General features: G+C 62.2%; 25 protein-coding genes. 13 read left to right on the top strand and 12 right to left on the bottom strand.

Features of this window, described 5'->3' with window-relative positions; all coding sequences use genetic code 11:
• The gene (locus tag HMPREF2129_RS04920; RefSeq protein WP_052092786.1) at positions 1–2,511 is read right to left on the bottom strand and encodes a hypothetical protein; all 2,511 of its coding nucleotides are present in this window, start codon (positions 2,509–2,511) and stop codon (positions 1–3) included.
• Positions 2,511–3,374 carry an NUDIX hydrolase gene (locus HMPREF2129_RS11125; RefSeq protein WP_084576562.1) on the bottom strand — a complete coding sequence of 288 codons (864 nt, stop codon included), beginning with the start codon at positions 3,372–3,374 and terminating at the stop codon, positions 2,511–2,513. Before HMPREF2129_RS11125 ends, HMPREF2129_RS04920 begins: the two co-directional genes overlap by 1 nt.
• A gap of 137 nt (positions 3,375–3,511) precedes the next feature.
• Between HMPREF2129_RS11125 and HMPREF2129_RS04910 the strand changes: the two genes are divergently transcribed.
• The 7 genes from HMPREF2129_RS04910 (at position 3,512) to HMPREF2129_RS04880 (ending at position 9,398) form a co-directional block, all read left to right on the top strand.
• Positions 3,512–4,996 (top strand): CCA tRNA nucleotidyltransferase, encoded by a 1,485-nt coding sequence (locus HMPREF2129_RS04910; RefSeq protein ID WP_034663915.1) that lies wholly within the window; start codon positions 3,512–3,514, stop codon positions 4,994–4,996.
• The gene (locus tag HMPREF2129_RS04905; RefSeq protein WP_034663893.1) at positions 4,989–5,597 is read left to right on the top strand and encodes a YqgE/AlgH family protein; all 609 of its coding nucleotides are present in this window, start codon (positions 4,989–4,991) and stop codon (positions 5,595–5,597) included. The genes HMPREF2129_RS04910 and HMPREF2129_RS04905 overlap by 8 nt, the downstream gene beginning before the upstream one ends.
• On the top strand, positions 5,587–6,327 hold the full coding sequence (locus HMPREF2129_RS04900; RefSeq protein WP_034663891.1) for an AzlC family ABC transporter permease: 741 nt from the start codon (positions 5,587–5,589) through the stop codon (positions 6,325–6,327). Before HMPREF2129_RS04905 ends, HMPREF2129_RS04900 begins: the two co-directional genes overlap by 11 nt.
• A gap of 38 nt (positions 6,328–6,365) precedes the next feature.
• Entirely contained in the window at positions 6,366–6,683 is a 318-nt protein-coding gene (locus HMPREF2129_RS04895; protein ID WP_052092795.1) for a branched-chain amino acid transporter permease, read from the top strand.
• Between the two features lie 154 nt (positions 6,684–6,837).
• Positions 6,838–7,032 carry a hypothetical protein gene (locus tag HMPREF2129_RS04890; protein ID WP_034663888.1) on the top strand — a complete coding sequence of 65 codons (195 nt, stop codon included), beginning with the start codon at positions 6,838–6,840 and terminating at the stop codon, positions 7,030–7,032.
• A gap of 209 nt (positions 7,033–7,241) precedes the next feature.
• Positions 7,242–7,709, top strand: a complete 468-nt coding sequence (locus tag HMPREF2129_RS04885; protein WP_034663887.1) for a hypothetical protein — start codon at positions 7,242–7,244, stop codon at positions 7,707–7,709.
• A gap of 201 nt (positions 7,710–7,910) precedes the next feature.
• On the top strand, positions 7,911–9,398 hold the full coding sequence (locus HMPREF2129_RS04880; RefSeq protein WP_034663885.1) for an HNH endonuclease signature motif containing protein: 1,488 nt from the start codon (positions 7,911–7,913) through the stop codon (positions 9,396–9,398).
• A gap of 4 nt (positions 9,399–9,402) precedes the next feature.
• Here the strand turns inward: HMPREF2129_RS04880 and HMPREF2129_RS04875 are convergent, their stop codons facing one another.
• From HMPREF2129_RS04875 to HMPREF2129_RS04835, 9 genes are read right to left on the bottom strand one after another with little or no spacing between them, the layout of a single operon-like run.
• Positions 9,403–9,738, bottom strand: a complete 336-nt coding sequence (locus tag HMPREF2129_RS04875) for a hypothetical protein (protein WP_084576560.1) — start codon at positions 9,736–9,738, stop codon at positions 9,403–9,405.
• A 7-nt stretch (positions 9,739–9,745) separates the two neighbouring features.
• Positions 9,746–10,099, bottom strand: a complete 354-nt coding sequence (locus tag HMPREF2129_RS04870; RefSeq protein WP_034663911.1) for a Rieske (2Fe-2S) protein — start codon at positions 10,097–10,099, stop codon at positions 9,746–9,748.
• Between the two features lie 53 nt (positions 10,100–10,152).
• The gene (gene trpA / locus HMPREF2129_RS04865; protein WP_034663883.1) at positions 10,153–10,995 is read right to left on the bottom strand and encodes a tryptophan synthase subunit alpha; all 843 of its coding nucleotides are present in this window, start codon (positions 10,993–10,995) and stop codon (positions 10,153–10,155) included.
• Positions 10,995–12,272 (bottom strand): tryptophan synthase subunit beta, encoded by a 1,278-nt coding sequence (gene trpB, locus HMPREF2129_RS04860; protein ID WP_034663882.1) that lies wholly within the window; start codon positions 12,270–12,272, stop codon positions 10,995–10,997. Before trpB ends, trpA begins: the two co-directional genes overlap by 1 nt.
• A 10-nt stretch (positions 12,273–12,282) precedes the next feature.
• Positions 12,283–13,773 (bottom strand): bifunctional indole-3-glycerol-phosphate synthase TrpC/phosphoribosylanthranilate isomerase TrpF, encoded by a 1,491-nt coding sequence (trpCF, locus tag HMPREF2129_RS04855; protein WP_052092785.1) that lies wholly within the window; start codon positions 13,771–13,773, stop codon positions 12,283–12,285.
• The gene (gene trpD, locus HMPREF2129_RS04850; RefSeq protein WP_034663880.1) at positions 13,763–14,791 is read right to left on the bottom strand and encodes an anthranilate phosphoribosyltransferase; all 1,029 of its coding nucleotides are present in this window, start codon (positions 14,789–14,791) and stop codon (positions 13,763–13,765) included. The genes trpCF and trpD overlap by 11 nt, the downstream gene beginning before the upstream one ends.
• Positions 14,784–15,452: an anthranilate synthase component II gene (locus HMPREF2129_RS04845; RefSeq protein WP_034663878.1), complete on the bottom strand. Its 669-nt coding sequence runs from the start codon at positions 15,450–15,452 to the stop codon at positions 14,784–14,786. Before HMPREF2129_RS04845 ends, trpD begins: the two co-directional genes overlap by 8 nt.
• Positions 15,449–17,005: an anthranilate synthase component 1 gene (locus HMPREF2129_RS04840; RefSeq protein ID WP_034663876.1), complete on the bottom strand. Its 1,557-nt coding sequence runs from the start codon at positions 17,003–17,005 to the stop codon at positions 15,449–15,451. The genes HMPREF2129_RS04845 and HMPREF2129_RS04840 overlap by 4 nt, the downstream gene beginning before the upstream one ends.
• Positions 17,006–17,035: 30 nt before the next feature.
• The gene (locus HMPREF2129_RS04835; protein ID WP_034663874.1) at positions 17,036–17,476 is read right to left on the bottom strand and encodes an SdpI family protein; all 441 of its coding nucleotides are present in this window, start codon (positions 17,474–17,476) and stop codon (positions 17,036–17,038) included.
• Between the two features lie 98 nt (positions 17,477–17,574).
• Between HMPREF2129_RS04835 and HMPREF2129_RS04830 the strand changes: the two genes are divergently transcribed.
• From HMPREF2129_RS04830 to HMPREF2129_RS04810, 5 genes are all read left to right on the top strand, one after another.
• Complete coding sequence (locus HMPREF2129_RS04830) at positions 17,575–18,804, top strand: dicarboxylate/amino acid:cation symporter (RefSeq protein ID WP_034663873.1); 1,230 nt, start codon at positions 17,575–17,577, stop codon at positions 18,802–18,804.
• An 86-nt stretch (positions 18,805–18,890) separates the two neighbouring features.
• Positions 18,891–20,348, top strand: coding sequence for a DUF5129 domain-containing protein (locus HMPREF2129_RS04825; RefSeq protein WP_232218103.1), 1,458 nt, complete (start codon positions 18,891–18,893; stop codon positions 20,346–20,348).
• Between the two features lie 11 nt (positions 20,349–20,359).
• Entirely contained in the window at positions 20,360–20,884 is a 525-nt protein-coding gene (locus tag HMPREF2129_RS04820; RefSeq protein WP_232218102.1) for a flavodoxin domain-containing protein, read from the top strand.
• Positions 20,885–20,982: 98 nt separating this feature from the next.
• Positions 20,983–23,844, top strand: coding sequence for a leucine--tRNA ligase (gene leuS / locus HMPREF2129_RS04815; protein ID WP_034663867.1), 2,862 nt, complete (start codon positions 20,983–20,985; stop codon positions 23,842–23,844).
• 16 nt (positions 23,845–23,860) lie between these two features.
• Complete coding sequence (locus tag HMPREF2129_RS04810) at positions 23,861–24,394, top strand: VanZ family protein (RefSeq protein ID WP_034663865.1); 534 nt, start codon at positions 23,861–23,863, stop codon at positions 24,392–24,394.
• A gap of 91 nt (positions 24,395–24,485) precedes the next feature.
• Here HMPREF2129_RS04810 and HMPREF2129_RS04805 read toward each other — a convergent pair whose 3' ends face one another.
• Entirely contained in the window at positions 24,486–25,460 is a 975-nt protein-coding gene (locus HMPREF2129_RS04805) for an acrylyl-CoA reductase family protein (RefSeq protein WP_034663863.1), read from the bottom strand.
• A 40-nt stretch (positions 25,461–25,500) separates the two neighbouring features.
• On the opposite strand from HMPREF2129_RS04805, the gene HMPREF2129_RS04800 reads away from it, so the two are divergent.
• Positions 25,501–25,878, top strand: coding sequence for a YidH family protein (locus HMPREF2129_RS04800; protein ID WP_034663861.1), 378 nt, complete (start codon positions 25,501–25,503; stop codon positions 25,876–25,878).
• Positions 25,879–25,882: the final 4 nt, after the last annotated feature.

The following is a 25,882-nucleotide window of genomic DNA, read 5'->3' as shown; positions in this document are numbered from 1 at the left end:
TTAGCCGTCCCGCGCTATACCTTTTATCCCGCGAGACCCTCGGCGTCTTCCGCGCTGGAACATGAGGGCCAAGACAAACAGTGCGCTGGCACCCGCAATGATGATCCAGTTTTTCACCGCACCACCAGCGGTTTGGACGGCAATATCCACTGGTTGGGAGATCGGCTGTCCCTCTGGCGTGGCCAGGTAGAGCTGCAGTTTCGTCTGCTCGTCGTTCTCCTCCAAGTCCGCCGTCATCTGCAGGGTCAGCGAACCCCGCGCCGGGATGCGGAATTCCGTTGGTGTGTTCAGATGCGCGCCGGCGGGGCCCTTGTACAAAATTGACGCATCCACCGGCAGCGGTAGTCCGTTCTGCGCCACGATGAGCAGCGGGGAGGACTCCGAAGCACGGGTGTACACATTGCCCGGTGGGATCAAGGTGATGGCGGCGCGCAGGCCAGCCAGCGCATCGCGGTTGCCGTTGAGCCGCCGCCGGGTGCGTTCCTGCGCCTCCATGTAGCCGGTGTAGGAACGTCTTCCCGTTACTGTCAGTGCGGTGAGCAGATCTTGGCGCAGCGGCAACGTGTAGCCGTATTGGGTCAGTGCGATGGCGGGTTCGCTGCCAAGGAGGGACGTCAAATCGTCGATAAACGCCCCCTGCTGGGAGGCATTGAGCACTTCCGTGTCGGAGTAGATCGTCGGGTCTGCCTCCCACAAGCTCGGGGTGCCGGGGACGAGCTGGGCCGGGTCATCCGGCACACGGGTGTAGTCCGCCAGGCTCATGGGCACGCTGGTGTGTTCGCGGAAGAGTTCGTTGACCGTATCCATCACAGCCCGCGCGGTCTTCGGTTGCCACCCGGCTGGCGGTGTTACCAGCAGCGGCTCAGATGCTTCGGCGCTCTCCCCCACCACCACGCGCGAACTCGCAGCGGTACGCACAGCCGTTGCCGCGGTGTTGTCCCGCGCCACCTGCGAGTCCCGCGTGTAATCAAAACGCAGGTGATCATCGGAATAACCCGTCGTTTCCGGGTTCGGCCCGGTGGCCGCCAGGGTCGACGCCAGCTCATAATCAAAGTCCACACCCACCACACCGGGGCGCAGTTGCGTGAAACGACTGTGCGCAGAGTTTACGGACGTGGTGTTGTCAGCCACCAGCACACGCACCGCTTGCGCGGGTTGCGGCGCGGTAATCCCCGCGGAATTTGGCATTGCTGGATCATCCAAGGTGGTCTGCTGCTCACCTTCCACACGCCCATCTGGCTCATGGTCTGCGGTTTCGGTGGTGGTGCTGGTCTGCTCCTCCCACGCCCCCTGCATTCCCACTTCCGTTACTCGGGACTGACTGTGATCAGCCCAGCCCATCCCCGGCACGGTCTTTTCGGTGAGATAGCCCGAACCCGGCAGCACCACATTGCGCATAACCGGGGTACCCAAGACACGCTCCGCGGTGAACGGACCACGCTCCAGAGCCTCACGCATGAGCCAGCGATTACCTGTGCGCGCGACGGCCTCCAGGTCCGTGTTGGCCCAGGGCATAGCAAGAACGCACTTGTCTTTCGCCGCTGCCCGGAGTTTGTCCAGCCACGCCGCGGCATCATCAGCCCCGGTCCCTTGGGTGGAATCCTTGCCGGTGTCCGGGTTGCCCCAGGAATCACGCAGGCGCTGGCGTTTCTCGGCGGGCTCCGGCCTGTCATCATTCACGGTGTAACCGTCCGCCATCCGGTCCACGGTGTCTAGCAGCGCAGGGTCCACGGCCATGCAGGTTTCATTCCCGGCACCCAGCTCGGAGTAAACATCCACCAGCTGATCCAACCGGCCTCCCGGCGCGATCTGCCCTGCTAGCTGCTCCGAAGACAGAATCAGCGGGGGCCGGTTCGGTGCCTCCCCCGTTTCGCCGGGGACAATGTCCACTGGCGCGGTGATGGGATACAGCACGGACATGCCGGCGGGTGTGCGCTCAGGTTCGTCCGCTCCTGGTGTTTCCTGCGCCGTTCCCAGCACCGTCATGTGCCAGCGTTCCGTGTCCATGACAGCACCAGCATTTTCCAGCACCACCATTACCGGGCGCGTCACGGTGGTGGGGTGGTCTTCCGCATCAAAGGTCACCTTGACATCCACGTGCCCATTCGGAGGCACCGTGGGCACCGTCACTGCATCACCTGCCGGCGTGTACTCCCCCGGCTGCGCCACGGTAGCCACCCGTGCATCCGTTAAGGACCCGGAGACCGGCCCCCGGCGCGGGGTCAGTACCAGATCATCGGCGGGTTCGGCGCCATCGTTATGCACTCTGACCGTCACATGGGTGGTGTCGCGGCTGGGGGCTGTGGCGGGGGCGTCGATAAGCGAAATGTTTAAACCCTGTGTACCTTCACCCAGTCTGATCTGCGAATTCACCCACTGGTCCGCCACCGCGGAATTACTCGGCGCGAGCGGCACCGGAATAGACTGCGCCACCGCGAACGGCAACCCCACCGAACACCCCGCAGCACACGCCACAGCGGCGAGCGCCGCACTGCGCTTGCCCCGCGACATCACCGCGGAGTCACCCGCCCCGCATCACGCTCCGCGCGCGCCAAATCCGGCATCCGGTCAATCGCAATACGCGCCAACTTCCGCTCATCCGCGTACGCCAAATGCTCAATCAACTTACTAATAGGCACCCAGGCCACCTCGGTGACCTCCGGGTCGTCGTTATTGAGCACCCCATCGACATAGCGCAACAAATTGTGGTGCACGGTCTTATGTATCCGCACCCCATCGGAGACAAACCAGTAGTCAATGACACCGAGCTCCTCAAACGGCTCCCCGTAAATTCCCGTTTCCTCCCATACTTCACGCCGGGAGGTATCCCACTGATTCTCCCCGGGCTCCACGTGCCCCTTCGGCATCGACCACAGAAGCCGCCCACGCCGATCAATACGGCCAATCAGCGCCACATAAATCCGCGCCAGATTCACCGACCCGTCCTGACGCACCGCCTCCGCCATGCCGGACACAACGAGCCCACCCGCGCTTGTCTCATCCCGCGTCTCCATTGTGTGCTCAGGCGTGTACGTGCGCTTCGCACCGCTTGTCGACGAATTCGGCCGCCGATAATAATTCTTCCCCCCGCGCTTCCCACCGCGTTGGTGTCCACGCTGGTTTCCGCGCTGGCCCCCACGTTGATGACTGCGCTGCGACGACCGTGACTTCGAAGTGTGCTTGCGGTTCTTGTGCTCCTGCTTGTCGGAGTCTTGTTTGCTAGAGCTCTGCTTGTTTGCATCCTGCTTGTTTGTACCCTGCTTGTTTGCACCCTGCCGATTACTGCCCTGCCTGTTTTGTGCATGGCCGGGTCCGCGGCGGCGCCGACGACGCCTCCTCTGTCCTTGGCCTTGGGGCGGGGTGTTCTCAGTCATTGTGTCCGATCGTATCCGCCAGGCTCATATATAGGGAACTTGAGGCCTGTAAGGTAAGGCGGGTGAATACTCCGACGAATACGACTGATCCCGCCGGATTGTTTAATCTTCCGGAGAAGGGGGACTCCACCGCGTTTATTGGGTTGTTGGCGCGGGCGCAGGGGGCCGTCGGAAAGCTTGATGCCTTGCTGGCTCCTCTGGCGCGTGCTTTTCATGCGCGCGGTGAGTCGCTCTACCTGGTAGGCGGGCCGGTGCGTGATGCGATGCTGGGGCGGCTGGGCCATGACCTGGACTTCACCACATCCGCGCGCCCGGAGGTCATCCGCGAGATCCTCGATGAGTGGGGTGAGACCGTCTGGGACACGGGCATTGAATTTGGCACCGTGTCCGCGTCGAAGAATGGCCAGCAAGTGGAGATCACCACTTTCCGGGCCGACCTTTATGACGGCGTGACGCGCAACCCTGAAGTCACCTTCGGCGACACTGTGGAGGGCGACCTTGTCCGCCGTGATTTCCGCGTGAATGCGATGGCGATTGAGTTGGCGTCTGGTTCTTCTGAGTCGTCTGGTTCTTCTGACTCTTCGAGCTCTGAATCAGAGCTCGAACTCGAACTCGAATTGGACTTCCATGACCCCTGCGACGGCTTGAAAGACCTGCTCAACCACGTGTTGGACACCCCGCAGGAGCCGGAGGTGAGTTTCCGCGACGACCCGCTGCGGATGCTGCGCGCGGCGCGGTTTGTCTCACAGCTCGGTTTCACGGTGAGCCCGCGCGTGAAGCAGGCGATGACGGACATGGCGGATGAAATAGGCCGCATCACTGTCGAACGCGTGCAAGCGGAGTTGGACAAACTCATGCTAGGTATCCAGCCGTGGGAAGGCATTGACCTGCTGGTGGAAACCGGCCTGGCCGATCATGTTCTGCCGGAGATCCCCGCGCTGAAACTGGAGCGCGATGAGCACATGCAGCACAAGGACGTCTACGCCCATTCGCTGACCGTCCTGCGTCAGGCAACGGAGCTTGAGGACCCGGAGGAGGGCCCTGACCTGGTGCTGCGCTGGGCGGCTCTGCTCCATGACATTGGTAAACCAGACACGCGCGAACTCCAGGACGGTGGCCGGGTGTCCTTCCACCACCACGAAGTTGTGGGAGCCAAGCTGGCCCGCAAACGCATGCGCAAGCTGAAATACCCCAAGCATGTCATCGCGGATGTCAGCCAGCTGGTCTATCTCCACATGCGTTTCTACGGTTTCGGCGAAGGCCAGTGGACTGATTCCGCTGTGCGCCGCTACGTCACCGATGCCGGCGAACTTCTCCCCCGCCTGAACAAACTCGTGCGCGCCGACTGCACCACGCGCAACCCGAAAAAGGCAGCGCGTTTACGCCGCAGCTACGACGACCTTGAGGAACGCATCGCGGACCTTTCTGCCAAGGAGGACCTTGCCCGTGTCCGGCCTGACCTGGACGGTAACGAGATCATGCAGATCCTGGGTCTCGAGCCCAGCCCCGAGGTGGGCAAAGCCTGGAAGTACATGAAGGAACTCCGCCTGGAGCGCGGCGAGCTCGACCACGACGAGGCCGTCGCTGAGCTCAAGGCCTGGTGGGAGGCCAACCATGCCTGAGTTTTTCTACGCCGACCGCCTCTTCACCGCGCTTGAGCGCGAAGAGCCCGCCCCCGGCATGCTTATGCTCGCCGCGCCGGGCATGCTTAGCGACGAGTTCGCGCGCACCGTCGTCCTCATCATCGAACACAACCTGGAACACACCCTTGGCGTTGTGCTCAACCGCCGCAGTGAAGTCGCCGTGGCCAATGCGCTGCCGGAATGGCTCGACTACGTGGCTAAACCGCAGGCGCTGTACCTCGGCGGACCGGTCAGCCCCCAGGCCGCCATCGGTGTTGGTGTGACCACCGCTGGCACTGTTCTTGAGGATCACCGGGAGTTCACCCGCTTGGCCAACCGCCTCGTCCACGTGGACCTTCGCATCGACCCCGCCATGCTTGACGGCCTGCTCGAAGGCGTGCGCATCTTCGCCGGTTACGCCGAATGGGTGCCTGGCCAGCTCAATGAGGAGGTTGAGCGCGGCGACTGGTACATCGCCCCCGCCCTGCCCTCCGATGTCATCGCGCCTGCCGGCACCGACCTCTACAGCGACATCATGCGCCGCCAGCCCATGCCTCTGCCGTTGTTCTCTACGTTCCCGGCGGATATTGATGACAACTAACTCTCAGATCCGCTCTGAAATCCGCGGTGGCATCCGGGACACCTGGCTCGTCGGCCTGGGCCTCATCCCTCTTGGCTTGGCGTTTGGCCTGGTCATGGTGCAAGCCGGCTTCGCGTGGTGGTGGACACCAATCTTCTCCATCATCATCTACGCCGGTTCGATGGAATTCCTCGCCGTTCAACTTGTCACCACCGGGGTCGGCCCCCTGTCCGCCGCCATCACCGGTTTCATGGTCAACTTCCGCCACATTTTCTATGGCCTCACCTTCCCGCGCCACCTCATTTCCTCACCGCTCGGCCGCGCGTACAGCACCTATGCGCTTACCGACGAGTCCTACGCCATCACCTCCTCCCGCGCCCGAACCGCACCCAATTCTGGTGCCCGTGTGCTGACCATTCAGATCCTGTGCCAGCTGATGTGGGTGCTGCCCGGCATCGTGGGGGCGTTGCTTGGTACCGCGATTCCGTCCTCAGTGCTTGGCGTCGATTACGCACTGACCGCACTCTTCATTGTTCTGGCCTACGAGGCTTTCCGCGCGAACCCGGATTTCTCCCTGCCACTGACCGCCACTGTGATTGCTGCGCTTCTCGCCGTGCTTGCTCCCAGCTGGCTCCTCATGGCCGGGTTGAGCACCTACTTCCTCGTGCTCATCCTCCGTTATGCCCGGCCCGGCGTCGACCGTGCTCTTGAGCTCCGCGTCCCTCGTCTTTCTTCGGGCGGTGAAAAGTAGTGGGGGTTTTTGGTCTTCCTGAGGGCATCACCTTATCTATGGTCGCCGCGGTACTCATCCCCGTGGCCATTATCACCGTTTTGCTGCGCGCCCTCCCTTTCTCCTTCCTCCGCCTCCTCAAAGGCAGCCCGTTCATCGACTTCCTCGGCGCCACCATGCCCGTCGGTGTCATGACCGTCCTGGTCGTCTACACCTTCTCCACCATCGCCCACGACACTGCCATCCCCCACGGCCTTCCTGCCGCTCTCATCGCCGGGGCCCTCACGCTTGCCCTCCATGCCTGGAAGCGCCGCGCCGGCCTTTCCATCCTCGCCGGAACCGCCGCCTACATGGTGTTGGTGAATTTGGTGTTCTAGTGGGCGTTTTAGCTCGTGTTTTAATGCCCAGGTAGTTTTATTGCCAAATTGAAGTTTTGGCAAACTATTTGGGAACTCGCTTTCCAGAGCTCTTTGCCAGCGTTAATCTGCAGTTGCTGTCCCACGTACTGCTTTTCCTATTCAAGGAGCTCCCATGACGCGCCGTTTCGTTGCTGGTGGCCTCGCAGCCACCACTGCACTATCTCTGTCCGTGGCCAATGACGAAATGTTCAAGTACAAGATCGGCACCACCTTCGACATCTTGCTCGGCACAGGCATTGCAGCTGCCATCCTCGCCCTTCTCGGTGGCGCCGCGCAGCAGCAGGGCCTGATCAAGCTCCCGTTCTAAAAACCCCGGGACTTTTTGGCCTGAACTAACCCCGACCATTTCTCCATGCTCGAACTGAGTGCGGAGAGGGTGGTTGGGGTTTTGGGTTTTTGGGGGGCGTCGATAAGCAAATGGCGCCTTGAGCTGCCGTGAACTTTTCATGAATGCGCTGCTTGAATGGTGGATCGGTCCTAAGCTGTGCGTGCTTGAAACTAGCTTAAGGAGTACCGATGAAGTCCCGTTTTGTTGCTGTCGCGTTGGCTGCATGTGTGCTTGTCGGGGTGGCGGCGCCGGCGCATGCGGAGGCGGGCCACCCTGTTGACCAGCGCAGTTCCGTGAAGCCGGTTCTTGAGCTCAGCTCACCTTCGCACAGCTCGCAGCACTGGTCTTTTGCCACGGATGAACAGCTTAAAGAAAAGTGGGATGCGGCGGTGCGCGTGGGCTTCTTCACCCCCGTGATTGAGCAGATCTATGGCCTTGAGATCAGCGACGTCACTTGGCAGGAGCGTCAGGCGGCGAATGAGGGCAAATTTGAGGCGAACCCGATTCCCAATCAGGTGCTTGGCAGTTCGCTCAAGTGGGACGCGGCGCGCGGGCAACAGCTGGGTACGGCGCTGAACTGGTGGATCGGTATTGGTGTTGCCGCCACTGTTCTGACTGCCGGTGTGGCGGCGTTTTTTGGTGGTGCTTTTGATTAGGTGCAGGGCTTTAACGCTGCTTTAGCTCCCTTTTTCGACGGATTTTCACCCGCGCTGACCTTGGTGTTGTGGATAAGTGTTCGAAAATAGGGCCCATCTAGCGCTTCAAGGCACGGGGCGTGTCGCACCCATATGAAAGTATGTTCGCATGTGCTCAAGGTGAGCGCATGGCAATGACGTCACTTGGGGAAAGGGGGCGACATGAGTGCACCGGTAAAAACGCCGAGTTTTGCCACGGAGAACCCGTCCGATCCGGTCGCGCGAGCGCATTGGGCACTCCGTAAAGCCGAGTATGAGCTGTTCAAAGAGTATGCCGAAGGCGACCGTGAGTTGGTAGACAGCCGCGACTTCGACCAGGAGTACGCGCGGTTATCCAAGTCCACTGGCATGCCAAAGTGGCAGGTAGACCATGCTGTCATGGCCTACATGGCCCTGCGAGAGCTACCTCGCTTGAGGGAATTGCAACGGGAATATCAGCGCTTAGATCTGCCGCGCCTGAAGGCCGTGAGCGACGCGATGGACAGCTTCGGGGAGAACGCATCGCCCGAGGTCTACGCCGCGGTGGATGAGGTGCTGGTGGAGATCTTCACACCACACCGGCACAACGCCGCGCTGCCTACGGTGAGCACCATCAAAAGGAGAATCAACAAGCTCATCGCGGACTTCGACAACGCGGCGGCGTTCTGCCCCGAGAACCGCAAGGAACGCGAGGAGCGCCCCAAAGAGATACCGCCGGGCTCATGTGAAGTCACCTTTCACAATGGCCGCGTGGGCGCTCATGCCAGCGGGATGACCGTGATGGGCGACATTGCCACGATGGCGATGACAAGGGCGGTTATTGACGCGACTGCGCGCGCCCACGCCCTCACCCTCGAAGAGACAGTGCTCAAGCTCCTCACCGGGGAGATCACCCCGTCGGGCAACGCCACCGTGAGCGTCTACGCCCCGAAAGGCCCTGATGGTTCGGTGGATCTGACCAAGTCCGTGTTCTTCCCCGGCTTCGGCTGGACCAACGCGGTGGGAACGGAGAAATTCCACGCGCTCGCTGGACTGAACGGGTTTGAGACCAAAAACCCCGCCACTTTTGTGGACCTCGACTCCACCGCCACGCATACCGTCAACGGTCACGCCGCGCCGGAGAAGGTCAAAGAATTCGTGCGGATGCGTGACGGTCACTGCATCTTCCCCGGCTGCACGGTCCCCGCCCGACGGTGCCAGCTCGACCACCGCATCCCCTTCGAAGAAGGCGGACCCACCACCGCCTCAAACCTCTACTGCCTGTGCCAAAAGCACCACAACGTAAAAACCGACAAAAGGGCCTTCTACCTGCCCGATCCCTTCACCGGCGACATCGTGTGGCTCGTCGCGGACGGTACCTACGTCATCACCAAACCCGCTGGCTTCCTCCGCGACCAGGTCACACCAACAGCACCGCGCTGGGTCTCTACGCTCAGTCAAGTTCGCCGCCACAAGCAAAAAGTCGCCCACTTTTACGCAAAAGCACACACGCTTGTCGACGGCTATGAGGCCGGCACCCCCTACCCCACCACCATCGAAGCGCTGGAGAAACTCGAACAAGAATACGGGCTCAAGTTCCCCTTCGCGCCTGAACCGCCAGCTCAGGAGCCAGATCCGGACTACGAGCCACCGCCGGAGGACGACGAGGTTGAGGAGGAGGTGGGTGCCTAGGTGCCTAAAGCTCCGGGAACTTCGCGCGGGCCTCCGCCCAGAGTCCCTCAAAGTGGTCCGCGGTGACGTGTTCAGCCTCGATGCCTTCGAACTGGTCGTAGGTGTCCGGGTGCGGGACGGTGTCGAGGGGGCGGTTGGCATTGCCGATGACGCGGCCCGCGATAAACGCCCCCGTAATGGCGTGGTCCGGGGTGAGCTCAATCATGCGCACCATGCGACACTCGTGGGGGTTGAGCTCAACGAGTTCGGCGATGTTGACTACGGAGCCAGCGCCCGGGATCGTCAGTGTCGTGCGGACAAAAAGTGGCGGGGTTTTTGGTTCAGGCTGTGGGTCAGACACCGCTTCCCTACTCCTGCTCGCCGGCGATGACATTCCCGCCGTCCTGGGTGACGGGGGCGGGTGTCATGCCGGACTGGGAGGGGCCGTCCACAACCTCGCCGGTGGCGATGTCGAAGACGGAGCCGTGGGACGGGCAACGCACCGTGTTGCCCTTGACCTGGGTGATTGGGCTGCCCTGGTGCGGGCACGTGGTGGAATACGCCACAAAGTTGCCCTCAGTTGGCTGGGCGATGATGAATTTCCCCACGATGACGGCACTGCCCACCGGCACCTGGGTTGCAGCGACCTCAGCTGGAGCGGGCTTGCCACAGGCGGCGAGGAAAGCGCCGGCAAAAGTGGTGGCGGTGCCGAGGATGAACATGCGACGGGAGCAGACGGGGCCGGAAGGGTTCTGGGCTGCTGAGTTCTGAGCTGTCATGGTTTCAGGGTAGCGCGCTTCATGGCGGTGACGTAGGAAGTAAGTTCGGTTTTCAGGGCGTCCATGTCGCGGATGGTGCCCGGGTTGGGGTGGGTGTAGTCCACGTGAGCATCGATGATCTTCGCGATGGCGGAGCCCGTGATGGCGCCGGACGCGCCAGCGGCGATAGCGTCGGCAACGTGCTGCGGGGTGGAGATGCCGAAGCCGAGGAGGACGGGCGGGCCGCCGTAGGAGGTGATGTTGGAAACGACGTCCGAAAGCCCCGTCGTCTGCGACTCGTGCTCGGTGCCGGTCACGCCGTCGCGGGAAATGGCGTAGATGTAGCCACGGGAATGGGCGGCAACGCCTTCGAGGACCTCGGGGCGGGCTTGAGCTGGGGCGATGAAGACGGGGTCGATCCCAACGGCGGTGGCGGCCTCAACGAAGGGGGCGCCTTCGCGTACTGGGGCGTCAGGGACGAGGACTGCGTCGGCACCGGCTTCGTGGAGTTCCGCGTAGAATTTCTCCAGGCCACGGACATACGGCACGTTGGCGTAGACGAGCATGCCGATCGGGGTGTCCGGGTGGTGGCGGCGGATCTCACGGATCTGCTCCATGCAGGAATTCACGGTAGCGCCGCCGTCGAGGGCGCGGAGGTGGGCCTTCTGGATGGTGGGGCCGTCGGCGACCGGGTCGGAGAAGGGAACGCCGAGTTCGAGGGCGTCTGCGCCAGCGTCGATAAGCGTAGAGATGATCTCCACCGCATCGTCGGCGGATGGATCCCCGAGCATGACGAATGGGACAAAAGCTCCCTCATTTTTTGCTTCGAGGGCTTCAAACAGTGCGGTGAAACGGGACATTAGTTGGTTCCCTTCTCTTCGTCAGTAACCACGTACTCCGGGTGATCTTCCAAGGTCCTGCGGACGTGAGCGATGTCCTTATCTCCGCGACCCGAAAGGGACACGAGGATTGTGGTTGGGGTCTGGGACTCCTTGGCTTCGTCTGCGCGCTGCAGCGCGTAGGCCAGAGCGTGGGAGGACTCAAGTGCGGGGATGATGCCCTCGTGCCGGGATAGGTTCTGGAAGGCGCGCAGGGCTTCGGCATCGGTGACGGGCACGTACTTCGCGCGTCCGGTCTTAGCCAAGTGGGCGTGCTGCGGGCCGACGGCCGGGTAGTCCAGACCGGCGGAGATGGAATAGGACTCCTCCACCTGGCCGTCCGGATCACGCATGAGGTAGGACTTGGTGCCGTGCAAAATTCCCATGGTCCCTGCGTAAATAGCAGCGCCATGCTGGCCGGAGTTAACGCCGTGGCCGCCGGGCTCAGCGCCGACGAGCTCCACGGATTCGTCCTCGATGAAGTCAGCGAACATGCCGATGGCGTTGGAGCCACCGCCGATGCAGGCAACGACAACGTCTGGGAGCGCGCCTGTCTGCTCCAGCATCTGGGCCTTCGCCTCAACGGAGATGACCTTGTGGAACTCGCGCACGATCGTGGGGAATGGGTGCGGGCCGGCGGCAGTGCCGAGGAGGTAGTGGGAATTGTGGAAGGTGGCTGTCCAGTCACGCAGCGCCTCATTCACCGCGTCCTTGAGGGTGCCGGAACCGGAATCCACGCCGACGACCTCAGCGCCCATGAGGCGCATGCGGTACACGTTGGGGGCCTGGCGCTCCATGTCCTTGGCGCCCATGTAGATCACGCAGTCCAGGTCCATGAGTGCGCACGCCAGGGCGGTGGCGGTGCCGTGCTGACCAGCGCCTGTCTCCGCGATGATGCGGGTCTTGCCCATCTTCTTGGCCAGCAGTGCCTGACCAATCACCTGGTTGGTCTTATGGGCGCCACCATGCACGAGGTCCTCGCGCTTTAGGAAGATCCGGGCGTAATCGTTACCGCGCGTGAGGTTCTTCGCCTCCCACAGCGGAGTCGGTCGGCCTAGGTAATCGCGGAGGAGACGGCGGTATTCGGCCATGAACTCCGGGTCGTTCCAGGCATCTACAAAAGCCTGTTCTAGTTGGTCAAGAGCCGGAAGCAGTGACTCCGCAACGAACTGTCCGCCAAACTCCCCGAAGTATGCGGGAAGGATGGTCCGGCCGCCGTTACGCGAGTCCGTGGAGCGCGAGTCAGTGGAGTCAGTCATGTGGTTCCTTTTAGTAGTGAAAGTTTCGGATCCGCTCAAACACGGCGCGCAGCGCGCCCGCGTCCTTCTGGCCGGCCCACTCCCCTGCTTGGGCGGGGTATTCGACGCCGGAGTTGAGGTCAACGCCGAGGCAGCCGACAGACAGCGCGGCGTCGAGGTTGTCGGCGCCGATGCCGCCAGCAAGGAGGCTTTTGTTTCGGACTTCGTCGGGGATGGTGCTCCAATCGAATTCAGAGCCGGAGCCGCCGTCCTTCGCATCGAGCACTAGCTTATCGACGTCCCCCGCCAGCCCCCGCGCAACCTCCGCCCCATCGGGGTGCGACATGGAGACGGCGCGCCATATCTCAGGGGCGGGGCTGGCCTCGGGAAGGGTGGCTAGGTCGGTGCGGATGGCGCGAATAAGCTCGTGCTCTTTGGCGAGACTCCCCTGGTACGGAGCGTGAATCTGTACGGCGTGGATGGGGCCGTCGATGCTGGAAATGAGGTCGGCCCAGCCTTCGGTGCGGCGACTGACGGCGACATAGTGGAGACCGGGTTCGTGCGCCATAATGTTCTGCGATGTTTCACGTGAAACATTGCGAGGGCTGGCGTCCTCGAAGATGAGACCACCGTAGACGGCGCCAGCGGCGCGAGCCGCTTGGGCGGCGGACCAGGAGGTGAGGCCGCAGACTTTGTTGGGGCCGTAGACGAGCATGCGGGCGGCCCAGTCGATGTCTGGGGTTCCGGTGAGTTGGGAGCCGACGAGGAAGCCGTCGGAGTGGCCTCCGAGGCGGCGGACAGTTTCCACATCGCTGATCCCGGACTCGGAGACGATGAGGGAGCCTTCGGGGGCAAGGGGCGCAAGGCGTGCGGATCGGTCTAGATCAATGGACAGGTCGTGCAGATTGCGGTGGTTGACTCCGAAGATCCTGGCGCCGAGTTTGGTGGCGCGGGTGGCCTCCTCTTCGTCGATGACTTCTGTGAGGACGTCGAGGCCGAGACGGTCGGCTTCGGCGTGGAGGCGGGTATAGGTGGCGTCGTCAAGCACGCTCAGCATGAGCAAGATTGCGTCGGCGCCGAAGTATCGCGCGGCGTGGATCTGGCACTCGTCGATGATGAAGTCCTTGCACAGCACCGGGAGGTGTGTGGTGGAGGCGACGGTGGCCAGGTGGTTGTAGTCTCCCCCGAAGCGTTCCGGCTCGCAGAGGACGGAGATGCCGGCGGCATAGCGGGAGTAGATCGACGCGATGGCTCCGGGCTCGTAATGCTCGCGGATCATGCCGAGTGACGGCGAGGAGGACTTGCACTCCATGATGAAGCGTGTGCCGGGGCGTGCGAGCGAATCGTAGAGGGAACGCTCGGAGCGTGGCAGGGTCAGCGGGTCCACGTGGGAGATGCGGGCGCGAATTTCGTCAAGGTGACGAAAACGAGACTGGACAATACCCTCCAAAACAGTTGGCAGGCCCTCAGGCTGGCGCACAGAGGATCTACCCTGGTCAGAGGGGTTAAGATTAGGCGCCATAATTCGCGCCCTCGTGCTTGGCTAACCATTCGCGGACGGTGCCGTTGTTGATCAGCTCGGTGGCCTTGGTGACACCCTCGGCCATGGTGTCCGCCTTGTCGTAGAGGTAGAACATCACACCGGCGGTGGCGGCTACGGCATCGCGGTGGGCGTCCGGGCCGGTGCCCTCGAAGGTGGCGCGGATGGCGGCGGCGTTCTCTTCGCCATTGCCACCGGTCAGTTCCTCCAGGGTGTAAGTAGGCAGGCCGAGATCCTGCGGGGTGATGGTGTAGTGCTCGATCTTGCCTTCGCGGTCCAGCTCCCACACGTTGGTGGGGCCGTGAACGGCGACTTCGTCGGTGCCTGCGCCGTGAACGATAAGGGCGCGGCCACGGCCAAGTTCACGCATGGTCTCGGCAATGGTCTGGCCAAGAGCAGGGTTGGCAATACCCATGATCTGGTACTCAGGACGGCCAGGGGCGAGCAGCGGGCCAAGGGTGTTGAACAGGGTGGACACGCCCAGGGACTTACGCACCGGCTGCACGTGGGCGATCGCCGGGTTGTAGGCGGGGGCGAAAAGGAAGGTGAAGTTGGATGCCTCGAACTGGCGGACAGCACGGTCTGGGTCCAGGTCAAGCGGGATATTCAGTGCCTCCAGCACGTCGGCGGAGCCGGACTTGGAGGAGACGGAACGGTTACCGCACTTGATCATCTTCACTCCCCCAGCGGCGGCGACGAGGGAGGCGGCTGTGGTGATATTGATGGTGTTCTTGCCATCACCACCCGTGCCGGCGGTGTCCATGAGGCCCTCACCAGTGATGGGGAACGGACGGCCCGCAGCCAGGAAGGCCTTGGCAGCACCGGCGATATCGGCGAAGGTTTCGCCACGAGTGCGCACGGTGGCAAGGAGGGCGGCGATGTGCACATCGTCATAATCACCCACGGTGAGCGGGGTGAACGCCTCGACTGCCTCTTCCAGCGAGGGGTTCTTGTTATCCAGAAAGCGACGGAAAATTTCGAGGGACTTTTCACTAGCCATTGTTGCTCACCTTAACTTTCTTCTCTAATAATTCCTTCACACACCGCTCCAGCAGCACGGGCCCAGCCGGGGTGAGGATGGACTCGGGGTGGAACTGGAGGCCGATGGACATGCCATCGGTAGTCTGCGCGGCCATGACCACATCGCCGACTTTGGTCTCGGTGCGGGCAAGTACCTCGATGCCGGCGGGGACATCGACAGTGCCCAAGGAGTGGTAGCGCGCCACGGGAACGAGGCGTCCCGGGGTATCGCCGTGCTCGGGGCCACTGTCGATGGTCAGGCCGGTGAAGAGGGGGCTGGCCACGCCAACGTCGCTAAGCGTCATTGCCTCACTGACACCATGGACCGGGCCGCAGGGGCTGACCTTGCCACCGAAGTGCTCGATAAGCGCCTGGTAGCCAAGGCAAATGCCGAGGATGGGAATGCGCCCTTGAGCTACGCGGATGAGGTCCATCATGCAGCCGGCGTCCGCGGGATAGCCGGGGCCGGGCGAGAGGATGATCACGTCGGGCTCGGCGGCAAGCACCTGGTCAACGGAGACGGTGTTGCGGAACACGGTGAACTCGATGGCGGGCTCGGTGATGGTGGCCAGAGCGTCCACGAGGTTGTACACAAAGGAATCTTGATTATCCAGCAGGACAACGCGGGCGGGCGAGTTCATCGGATCACCTCCACGGTCTTGGCCTGCGCCATCGCAATGGCATTAAGCACAGCGTAGGCCTTGTGCAGGGTTTCATCAGCTTCGGCCTGCGGATTGGAGTCACGGACAACACCGGCGCCGGCCTGCACGGTGGCCACCCCGCCGCGGACGTAAGCGGAGCGGATGACAATGCATGTGTCGAATTCGCCGTTGCCACGCAGGTACCCCACTGCCCCACCGTAGGAACCGCGGCGGGTGCCTTCGAGTTCGCGGATGAGCTGGGTGGCGCGCAGCTTCGGGGCGCCGGTCAGCGTGCCCATGTTCATGGAGGCGCGGTAGGCGTCGAGGGCATCCAAGTCGTCCGCAAGCGTTGCGGTCACGCGGGAGACTAGGTGCATGACGCGGGAGTAGCGGTCCACTTGCAGCAGCTCACGCACTTGTCGGGTGCCGGGGCGAGCTACGCGGGCCATGTCATTGCGGGCCAGGTCAACGAGCATGGTGTGCTCGGCGATCTCCTTGGCGTCGGTCCGCAGTTCCAACTCCATGCGCGTATCCAGTTCATGTGTTGCACCACGCGGGCGGGTGCCGGCGATGGGATAGAGCTGCACTTCGCGGGTCGCGGCGGAGAATTTCAGGTTGGACTCTGGGGACGCACCGAAGAGCTCGTACGGCTCCCCCGCTCGATCGAGCCCGCGCACGTAAAACATGTACGGCGACGGGTTGGAATCACGCAGCTGCTGGTAGGCGGCAAAAGCATCCGGGCACTCGGTCGTGAACGCACGCGCCGGGACGACCTGATAAATATCGCCGTTATAAATATTGTCTTTCAGCTTGTCTACATCGCGGCGGAACTCATCATCCGCCAAGCTCGCCTCCACGCGCAACGTCCCCTCGCCCTGCGGGGTTGCGGGCGTGGGGGTGTGTGCGGTGCGGATCAGCTCAGCAAGTTCAAGCATTCGCTTATCGACGTCCCCCGTCCCCCAATCAACCCCCGACAACCTCGCCGTCGACGCGCGGTGATCGATGGTGAGGACGATTTCGGCGAGGATGAACTGGAAATCCGGGTAGGTGTTCGTGCTTTCGGCAACGTCTGGCAGTTCCTCGAACGTGGCCAGGTAGTCGAAGGCGAAACCGCCGACGACCATAGGGAGGATGTCCTCAACGTCGGTGTAGCCCGCATCGCGGGTCAGCGCACGCAGGACCTCGACGGTACTCGGGGCGGTGAGGCGCTCGCGTTCGTCCGCGGCCGTGGACGGCGGGAAACTGAACGTGACCGGCTCACGCGAGGTGAGGTTAGTGCTCAGCTGCTCCGTCAGGCGCGTAATAATCTGCTCCCCCGCTGGACTCAGTGGCTCCGCCACAACATCGTGGCCGTTGCACGTCAAACGCACAGAAGCGCCGAGCACCGCTACGGACTGCAAGCCGGATTTCGTAGTGATGTCCGCCGATTCCAGCAGCACCGTATCCGTGAGCGTTGTGCCCCCAAGGTGAGCGAACAACGCGGAGGCATCAGCGTGATACGCCACGTCCATGTGCTGAACACGGGGTTCAACGCTGTTGGAAGTTCTGTTCATGCCGTCAAGTTTAGGCCGGTGAGTAGGCATTTAATCCTGATCCGCCTCACGCGCTGCATTCCGGAGCGCATCCAGATTTACTGAGGTGGCCGGGGCATCGTCGGCGGGGGTGGTGGCAGTGTTTGCCCTGGCGTCGTCGATAAGCCTTGCGGCACGCGCACCCATGTTCCCGCCGAGCGCACATGCGACTACCGCAAGCACGGCGAGCAGAACAGGGGCCAGCCACAGCCAACCGGAAGCGATGAAGGAAAACGCCGCCCCAAACGCCAGCGCAGCACCCCCGAAGATCAAGTACGGACCCACAACGCGGTGTGCCTGCACCCAAATACCTTCATCCTTGCGCACCTCCGGCACGCGCAAACCAACAATGCTGTTGCCCGGCAGGCGACCCGCAGTGGCGAGCGCGCCGGGAACCAGCAAAGCAAGAGCACAAACGATAAAGATAATTCCGATGATGGCGCCAGCAGTCATGCCTGGAAGTCTACTGATAGGGCGACAGTTTCGTATTGCGGGGTTCCGTGTTGGACAATGCAGGAGTACATGTCAATTCCCGTACAAAGGTTTCAACTATGAACTCTAAGCCGATCACCCGGTCGCTGCTGTTCTGGATCGTCGTGGCCATAATCCTCGGCATCGCCTGCAGCTTCTTCTTCCCCACGTGGCTCGCCCGCATCTTCATCACCTTCAACGGTCTGTTCTCTAACTTCCTGGGCTTCTTCGTCCCGGTGCTCATCTTCGCGTTGATCACCCCGGCCATCGCCGGTCTGGGCAAGGGTGCCGGCAAGTGGCTCGGCCTTACTGCTGGTATTGCGTACGGCTCCACCATCATCTCTGGCCTCATCGCCTGGGGCCTGTCTGTGGCGCTGTACCCGCGGCTGCTGGGTGACCAGAAGCTCATCACGGCTGTTGACGACGTGGAGGAGGGCGCCCTGTCCCCCTTCTTCTCCGTGGAGATTGATCCGCCGTTCGCTGTCATGACTGCCCTGGTGCTCGCCTTCTGCGTGGGTATTGCTATGACCGCCGTGAAGTCCGACACGATGTACAAGTTGGCCACCGAGTTTGAGGGCGTGATTATGAAGGTGGTTACGTCCTTTGTTATCCCGCTGCTGCCGCTGTTTATCTTCGGCATGTTCCTCAACCTGGGTATGAACGACAACATGGGCGCCACCCTCACCGCCTTTGGCAAGGTGCTAGTCCTGGCCGTCATCATGACTATCCTGCTGCTCATCCTCCAGTACCTCATTGCCGGCGCCATCGCTGGCGTCAACCCGGTGACCGCCCTGCGCAACATGCTGCCGGCCTACTTCACCGCCCTGGGTACCTCGTCGTCTGCAGCAACCATCCCGGTGACCCTCAAGTCCACGCTGAATAACAAGGTGGATGAGAACGTCGCCGGCTTCGTCGTCCCGCTGTGCGCAACGATCCACCTGTCCGGCTCCATGATGAAGATCGGCCTCTACGCCTTCGCCGTCATCTACATGGCGGGCATGGACATCTCCTGGGGTCTCTCCCTCGGCTTCATCCTCCTGCTCGGCATCATGATGATCGCCGCGCCGGGCGTCCCGGGTGGCGCCATCATGGCGGCAACCGGTCTGCTCGCTTCTATGCTCGGCTTCAACGACGACATGGTCGCCCTCATGATCGCCGCCTACATCGTCATCGACTCCTTCGGCACCGCCGCCAACGTCACCGGCGACGGTGCGATTGCGCTTGTGGTCAACCGTTTCGCCGCCGGCAAGATGGAGCGCACCTCCACAGAGGATGCTGAGAAGCAGGAGCTTATCGACGAAAGCGCGTAGCTCCGTCTAACCCCTCTTGGCTTTAGCCAAAAACCGATGTTTCACGTGAAACATCGGTTTTTCTTTGTGCGCCTAGGATGGGGCGCATGGCTATGGGATCAACAAAGAAGTTCACCCTCGGCGCACTCAGCGTCGTCGCCCTCGCCGGGGCTGGCGGTGCCGGACTGACCTACGCTTTGACGGACGCGCCCGACCCGGCGCAGTTCGTTGTTGAGGTTGGCCAGGCACCCACCGTGACTATCGACGACCCCCAGGACGTCCTCTCCCCAGAGGACGAAGCCCGTATGCTTCGCGGCGCCGAGCGTCTAGACCACCCCGCCGTGGTGAAGGAACTCCACTACCTCGTCTTCGCCACTAACCACGAGAATGTTCTCGACTCTGTGGAGGAGTACGTGCGTGACACCTACCCGGAGCTCATTGGCAATGCGTCTAACGACGATGGCCGTTTCGCCGACGGCACCGCCATCATCGGCGTTGGCCTTGATCCCCGCCAAGCCTTCGCCTACTACGGCGATGACGTAGCCGCGCAGCTCCAGGTCGATTACGGCCAGCGCGATGAAGAGGTGCTCGACGCCATGAAGCCCGGCGTCCGTGACGGCAACATCCCGGCCGGCCTCTTCGCAGCTGCCAAGACCGCTTTCGACGTTGAAGCCGCCGAGGAATATGGCTTCGACCAAGCAAAGGGTGACCGGGACGGCCTTGCTATTGGTGGCGGCATGGGTGCTGTTGGTGTTGGCACTTTCGTCGTTGTTGGCACCGGCATCTCCCGGTGGAGCCGCCGCCGGAAACTAGAGCAAGCACATGAGGACTACAAGGCCGTGACAGGTGAGTACGCGGCGCTCTCTGGCCGCCTCGACGAAGTGGACATTCGCGCTAACTCACTCTCTTCCGCCTTCGCCGATGCGGAGATGCGCAAACAGTGGGCTGAGGTCCGCGATCGCTTCCTTGGCTACCACGAGACCGTCAGCGGTGCCGGCGGGATCGGCGACATTGACATGACCAATGACAAGCAGGTGCTGAAGAACAGCAAGAAGCTACGCGAGGCCGCTGAGTCCGTCGAGCATGTCTCCAATGCCGAGAACAACATCAACCGGATGTTCAACATCGACAACGGCGACGCCGCCACGCGCCGCACCAGCCTCACCGACCTGCGCGAGGATGTCATGGCCGCCCGCGTCGGCGTGAAGAATGACCGCTTGAGTTACGAGCTCGACCAGCTGCTAGAGCGCATCAACTGGCTCGATGCCAACCCGACGGCCCCGAACTTCATGGACGAATTCGTCCGTGTGCTTGGGGATTACCGGCTGCTCCTCGAGCAGGTGAAGAAGGAAGAGTTCTCCGACGTGAAGGAATACGAGCCACTCCGTCGCCCTGCCGTCTACGACCGCGATTACTACTACTACCCCGGTTACGTCACCTACGCATCCATGAGCAGCTGGCACGACAGCAACGTCCGCGCCCACGAACAGGCCCAGTCCTCCAGCACCAGACCGGGCGTTTCCTCCTCCGGCTTCAGCGCATCGGGTAGCTCCTCGTCGTTCTAGGGAGAGACATCTTGACCGCCGCTATCTACTACGCCAGCTTCTACGGCGCCACCAAGCAGTACGCCGATGAGCTCGCCACCCGCCTTGGTACCACCGCCGAGGAGATCACCGAGGGCAGCGCGTCTGCTATCCGCGCCACCGACGAACCCCTGATCATCCTCTCCCCCATTCACGGGCCATCCCATCCTGGCGTGAAGGTGGTGAAGGAGGTGGGTCAGGAGGGCGTCGAGAAGCGAAAAGTAGCCCTCGTGACAGTGGGCATGACTCTTGACCACGTGGTTGAGGCGCAGGACCCGGCTCGCGCGCTGCTCGGTGATCTGGCTGGGCATGTCAAGCGCTTCTACCTGCCCGGCCGGCTCAATTACTCCGAGCTGAGCCCCAAGCACCGCAACATCATGAAAGGCCTGATCACGATGTTGAAGCTGAAGCCCGGCAAGACCGAAAACGAGCGCATGATGATTGATACTTATGGCAAAGACACTGACCGCGTCGACCTGGACAGGCTCGACGCGATCGTGGAGTGGGTGAAAAAGTAGGGGTTTAGTCAACCGCACCCTGCGATGTTTCACGTGAAACATCGCTAGAGGCGTCCGGGCGCTGTGCTGGTGGGGGTGACCTATTACACTGGCTAACCATGACTAACGCGACTGGACCGGCGTACCGCTACACGGCGGGTATTGCTAATGAGATTGAGCAGAAGTGGCAGAAGTACTGGAACGACAACGGGACGTTTAATGCACCGAACCCGGTGGGCGATCTAGCTACGGGTGAGGGCGATCTGCCGGCTGACAAGCTCAATGTCCAGGACATGTTCCCCTACCCCTCCGGCGCGGGCCTGCACGTGGGTCATCCGCTGGGCTACATCGCGACGGATGTCTTCGCGCGCTACAACCGCATGTTAGGCAAGAACGTGTTGCACACGCTTGGCTACGACGCTTTCGGTCTGCCGGCAGAGCAGTACGCCATCCAGACGGGTACGCACCCGCGCACGACCACGATGGCGAATATTGAGAACATGACGCGTCAGCTGGACGCGCTGGGCCTGGGCCACGACCGTCGTCGCGCGGTGGCCACCACGGACCCGGAGTTTTACAAGTGGACGCAGTGGATCTTCCTGCAGATCTTCAATTCCTGGTTCGATGAGGATCAGCAGAAGGCGCGCCCAATTAAGGAGCTTATTAGCGAGCTTGAGGCAGGCACCCGCACCACCAAGGATGGCCGCGTGTACGCCGACCTCGATGCGGCGGAGAAGCAGAAGGCTATCGACGAATTCCGCCTCGTCTACCTCTCTGACTCCATGGTCAACTGGTGCCCGGGCTTGGGCACGGTGTTGGCAAACGAGGAGGTCACCGCTGATGGCCGTTCGGAGCGCGGCAACTACCCGGTCTTCCGTAAGCGTCTGCGTCAGTGGATGATGCGCATCACCGCCTACTCGGACAGGCTTCTCGACGACTTGGAGCTGCTCGACTGGCCGGACAAGGTCAAGGCAATGCAGCGCAACTGGATCGGACGTTCCCGCGGTGCAGAAGTGACCTTCCGTGCCCAGGGCCCGGCAGGTCAGGAATTCGGCATCGACGTCTTCACCACCCGCCCCGACACCCTGTTTGGTGCCACCTACATGGTTCTCGCGCCGGAGCATGAGCTCGTGGATGAGTTGGTGGCTGGGGAGTACCCGGAGGACGTCGATAAGCGATGGACCTATGGCGAGGCGACGCCGAAGGATGCTGTGGCGGCGTACAAGCGCGCGATCGCGGCGAAGTCTGACGTGGAGCGTCAGGAGAATAAGGAAAAGACCGGTGTTTTCCTAGGCTCGTACGCCGTGAACCCGGTGAGCGGTGAGAAGGTGCCGGTGTTCATCGCGGATTACGTGCTCATGGGCTACGGCACGGGCGCGATTATGGCTGTGCCGGCGCACGATGAGCGTGACTACGAGTTCGCTTCTGTTTTTGGTCTGCCGATCGTGCCGGTGCTTGACGGCGGCAACATCGAGGAAGAGGCCTTCACTGAGGACGGCCCGCACATTAACTCCGCGAATGACCGCGGCCTGGACATCAATGGTCTGGGCAAGGACGAAGGTATTGAGAAGGCTATTGCCTGGCTGGTCAGCGAAGGTGCTGGTGAGGAGCGTATTCAGTACAAGCTGCGCGACTGGCTGTTCGCGCGTCAGCGCTACTGGGGTGAGCCGTTCCCGATCGTGTACGACGATGACGGTGTGGCCCACGCGCTGCCTGAGTCGATGCTGCCGGTGGAGCTGCCGGATGTGGAGGACTACAACCCAGTCTCCTTCGATCCGGAGGATGCGGATTCGGAGCCCGCTCCCCCGCTGGCGAAGGCCACCGATTGGGTGAACGTGACGCTGGATCTCGGCGACGGTGAGAAGCAGTACACCCGCGATACCAACGTCATGCCGCAGTGGGCAGGTTCCTCCTGGTACCAGCTGCGCTACATCGATCCGACGAATGCGGAAAAGTTCTGTGACCTGGAGAATGAACGCTACTGGACCGGCCCGCAGCCGGACAAGCACGGCCCGAATGATCCGGGTGGTGTGGACCTCTACGTCGGTGGTGTGGAGCATGCCGTGCTGCACCTGCTGTACGCACGTTTCTGGCACAAGGTGCTCTTCGACCTCGGTCACGTCAGCTCCAAGGAGCCGTACCGCCGCCTGTACAACCAGGGTTACATTCAGGCGTACGCCTACACGGATACCCGTGGAGTGTACGTCCCGGCCGCTGACGTTGAGGAGAAGGACGGCAAATTCTACTACAACGGCGAAGAGGTCAACCAGGAATACGGCAAGATGGGCAAGTCCCTGAAGAATGCCGTTGCTCCGGACGACATCGCACGCGACTTTGGTGCCGATACGCTGCGTGTTTATGAGATGTCCATGGGCCCCCTGAACACCTCTCGCCCGTGGGCAACCAAGGACGTTGTGGGTGCTCACCGTTTCCTCCAGCGCCTGTGGCGCCTGGTCGTGGATGAGGAGACCGGTGAGGTCACCGTCAGCGATGAGCCGCTGAGCGAAGAGGACGCCAAGCACCTTCACCGCACCATCGCCGGCGTCCGCGAGGACTACGGGCACCTGCGCGACAACACCGTTGTGGCCAAGCTCATCGAATTCGTGAACTACCTGACCAAGACTCGCGAGGCGACCGGCAATGTTTCACGTGAAACAGTGGAACCGCTCGTGCAGATGGTCTCCCCCGTCGCGCCGCATATCGCCGAGGAGCTGTGGGCACGCCTCGGCCATGAAGGCACGATCACGTTCGAGCCGTTCCCGACCTTCGACGAGAGCTTGCTTGTGGACGACACCGTGGAAATCCCCGTCCAGATCAACGGCAAGGTTCGCGCGCGTGTGGACGTGCCGACCGAGGCGTCCAAGGACGAGATTGAGCAGATCGCGCTTGCCGACGACCGCGTGGTCTCCCTCACTGAAGGCAAGAACGTGGTGAAGACCATCGTGGTGCCGGGCCGCATGGTTAACCTTGTGGTCAAGTAGCCGGAAAAGGGAGCCGATGACGAAGCAGCGCACTGCCACGATTGGCGCCCTCGTTGGCTATTCGGGCGTGGTCATCGCCCTGACCATGCTCAAAGCCTTCTACCGCATTGGCTACCTGTGGGACCCCGCCAACCAAATGCGGCGAGGACTCTCCCTCGCCCCGTTCGATGACCTGATCAATGCCAGCTCATGGTTCGGGCCCGTCTTTGAGTATGGCGGGAATTTCACATTCTTCGTGCCCGTGGGCATGCTGGCCTACATTCTTTTTCAGAGCACACCCCGCCCACTTCTTGCAACGACCCTGTTCGGAGCAGGTTTGAGCCTGGCTATCGAGACATCCCAATACATCTTCGCGCTTGGCTACAGCGACATCGATGACCTGCTGATGAACACCCTTGGTGCATTCGTTGGCGCTGTGCTGGCGCGGTTGTTTGGCCCGAAATTCCACTGGCTCTGGATCGGACTCGCTTCCCTAGCGACAATCATCTTCGTCGGGCTGGTTATCGGCGGCGAAAGCCTGGGAGATCCCAGCAAGGTGAAGCAGGTGTAGCAATGACACACTAAAAGCGACCACCCCGCCTATCGCACGGGGCGAAAAGCCTTCTGGGGCTTTTGTCAGCGGGGTGGAACCTTTGAGCAAATTATAGCGCAACGACGGTGCGGCCATGGCGGGCGTTGCCAGCAAGCAGGTCAGCACCAGCTTGGATCGCGCCTTCGAGGTCGACGGTGTCGGTGTAGGAGCGGAGCTTTTCCACGTCGAGGGACTCGGCGAGGATGGCCCATGCTTCATCCCGGAAGGCGTTGGGTGCATCGACGGAGTTGATGCCGGCGAGGTTGACGCCACGGAGAATGAACGGGATCACGGTCGTCTCCAGGTCCGGGCCGGCGGCGAGACCGCAGGCGGTGACGGTGCCACCCCACTGCACCTGGGCAAGCAAGTTGGCCAGTGGGATGGAGCCACCGGTGTCAATGGCGCCACCGAAGCGGACCTTCTGCAAAGGCTTGCCCTTGTTGGCTAGTTCAGCGCGGTCAATGACGTCGATGGCGCCGAGTTCACGCAGGTAATCGCCATGTTTTTCAACGCGGCCGGTGATAGCAGCGACTTCATGGCCACGGGCGGCAAGCAGTTGGATGGCAATCGAACCAACACCGCCGGTGGCGCCGGTGACGGCAACGGGGCCGCGGACGGCACCGTCCTCATGGTCGGGGCGGGAGTTGGTGAAGCGCTCGTAGGCGGCAACGGACATGGCGGCGGTGTAGCCAGCGGTACCGATGGCGGCGGCGGTCCAGGCGTCGAAGGTGGCGGGGACGCGGGTGATCTGGGCGGCGTCGATACGCAATTCAGGCGTGTAACCGCCATTGCGGCGCTCACCGATGCCCCAGCCGTTGACGGTGACGAGCGTGCCGTCCTCAAGCGTGCCCACAGCGTCGATGCCGGGGACGATGGGTAGGGTGCGCACGACGCCCTTGTTGCCGGCGAGAGCCATGCCGTCCTTGTAGTTGACGGAGGAGTGGCTGACGTGAATGAGGGTGTCGCCTTCGCCGGCGTGCTCTGGGGTGGTGTCGACGATCTGCGGGCCGTTATCAGTAACAAGGAGAGTCTTCGTAGCGGTCATAGTCCCCCAGCGTAGGCATATTTCCATAGACTGTGCAGATATGAGCGCGAAGACCCACGACGAACGCGACGTGTTCACCCGCACCGTTTTCCCGGACGGTGAAGAGCCGGACCCGCGGTTCACGCTGGCTAATGAGCGTACGTTCCTCGCGTGGACGCGTACTGCGCTTGCGTTTCTGGCCGGCGGTATCGCGCTTGAAGCATTCGGAATCGGCGGGTTGAGCCCCGAAGTGCGCCAAATTGCGGCGGTGGCGCTCATCCTGGTGGGTGCAGCCATTGCGACGGGCGCGGCAGTGCGGTGGGTACGCATTGAGCGCGCGCTACGGCACAAGAAGCCACTTCCCGCGCCGGGAATCGTGCCGGTGCTGGGGGTTGGTGTGGCCCTGGCGAGCGCCATCGTGTTGGTGGGGCTGTTCTAGGGGT

Origin of the sequence: Corynebacterium tuscaniense DNF00037 (genome assembly GCF_000759055.1) — a bacterium.
Taxonomy (GTDB): domain Bacteria; phylum Actinomycetota; class Actinomycetes; order Mycobacteriales; family Mycobacteriaceae; genus Corynebacterium; species Corynebacterium tuscaniense.
Note: the sequence above shows the minus strand (reverse complement) of the source record. Positions and strands in the feature narration are given on the sequence as shown.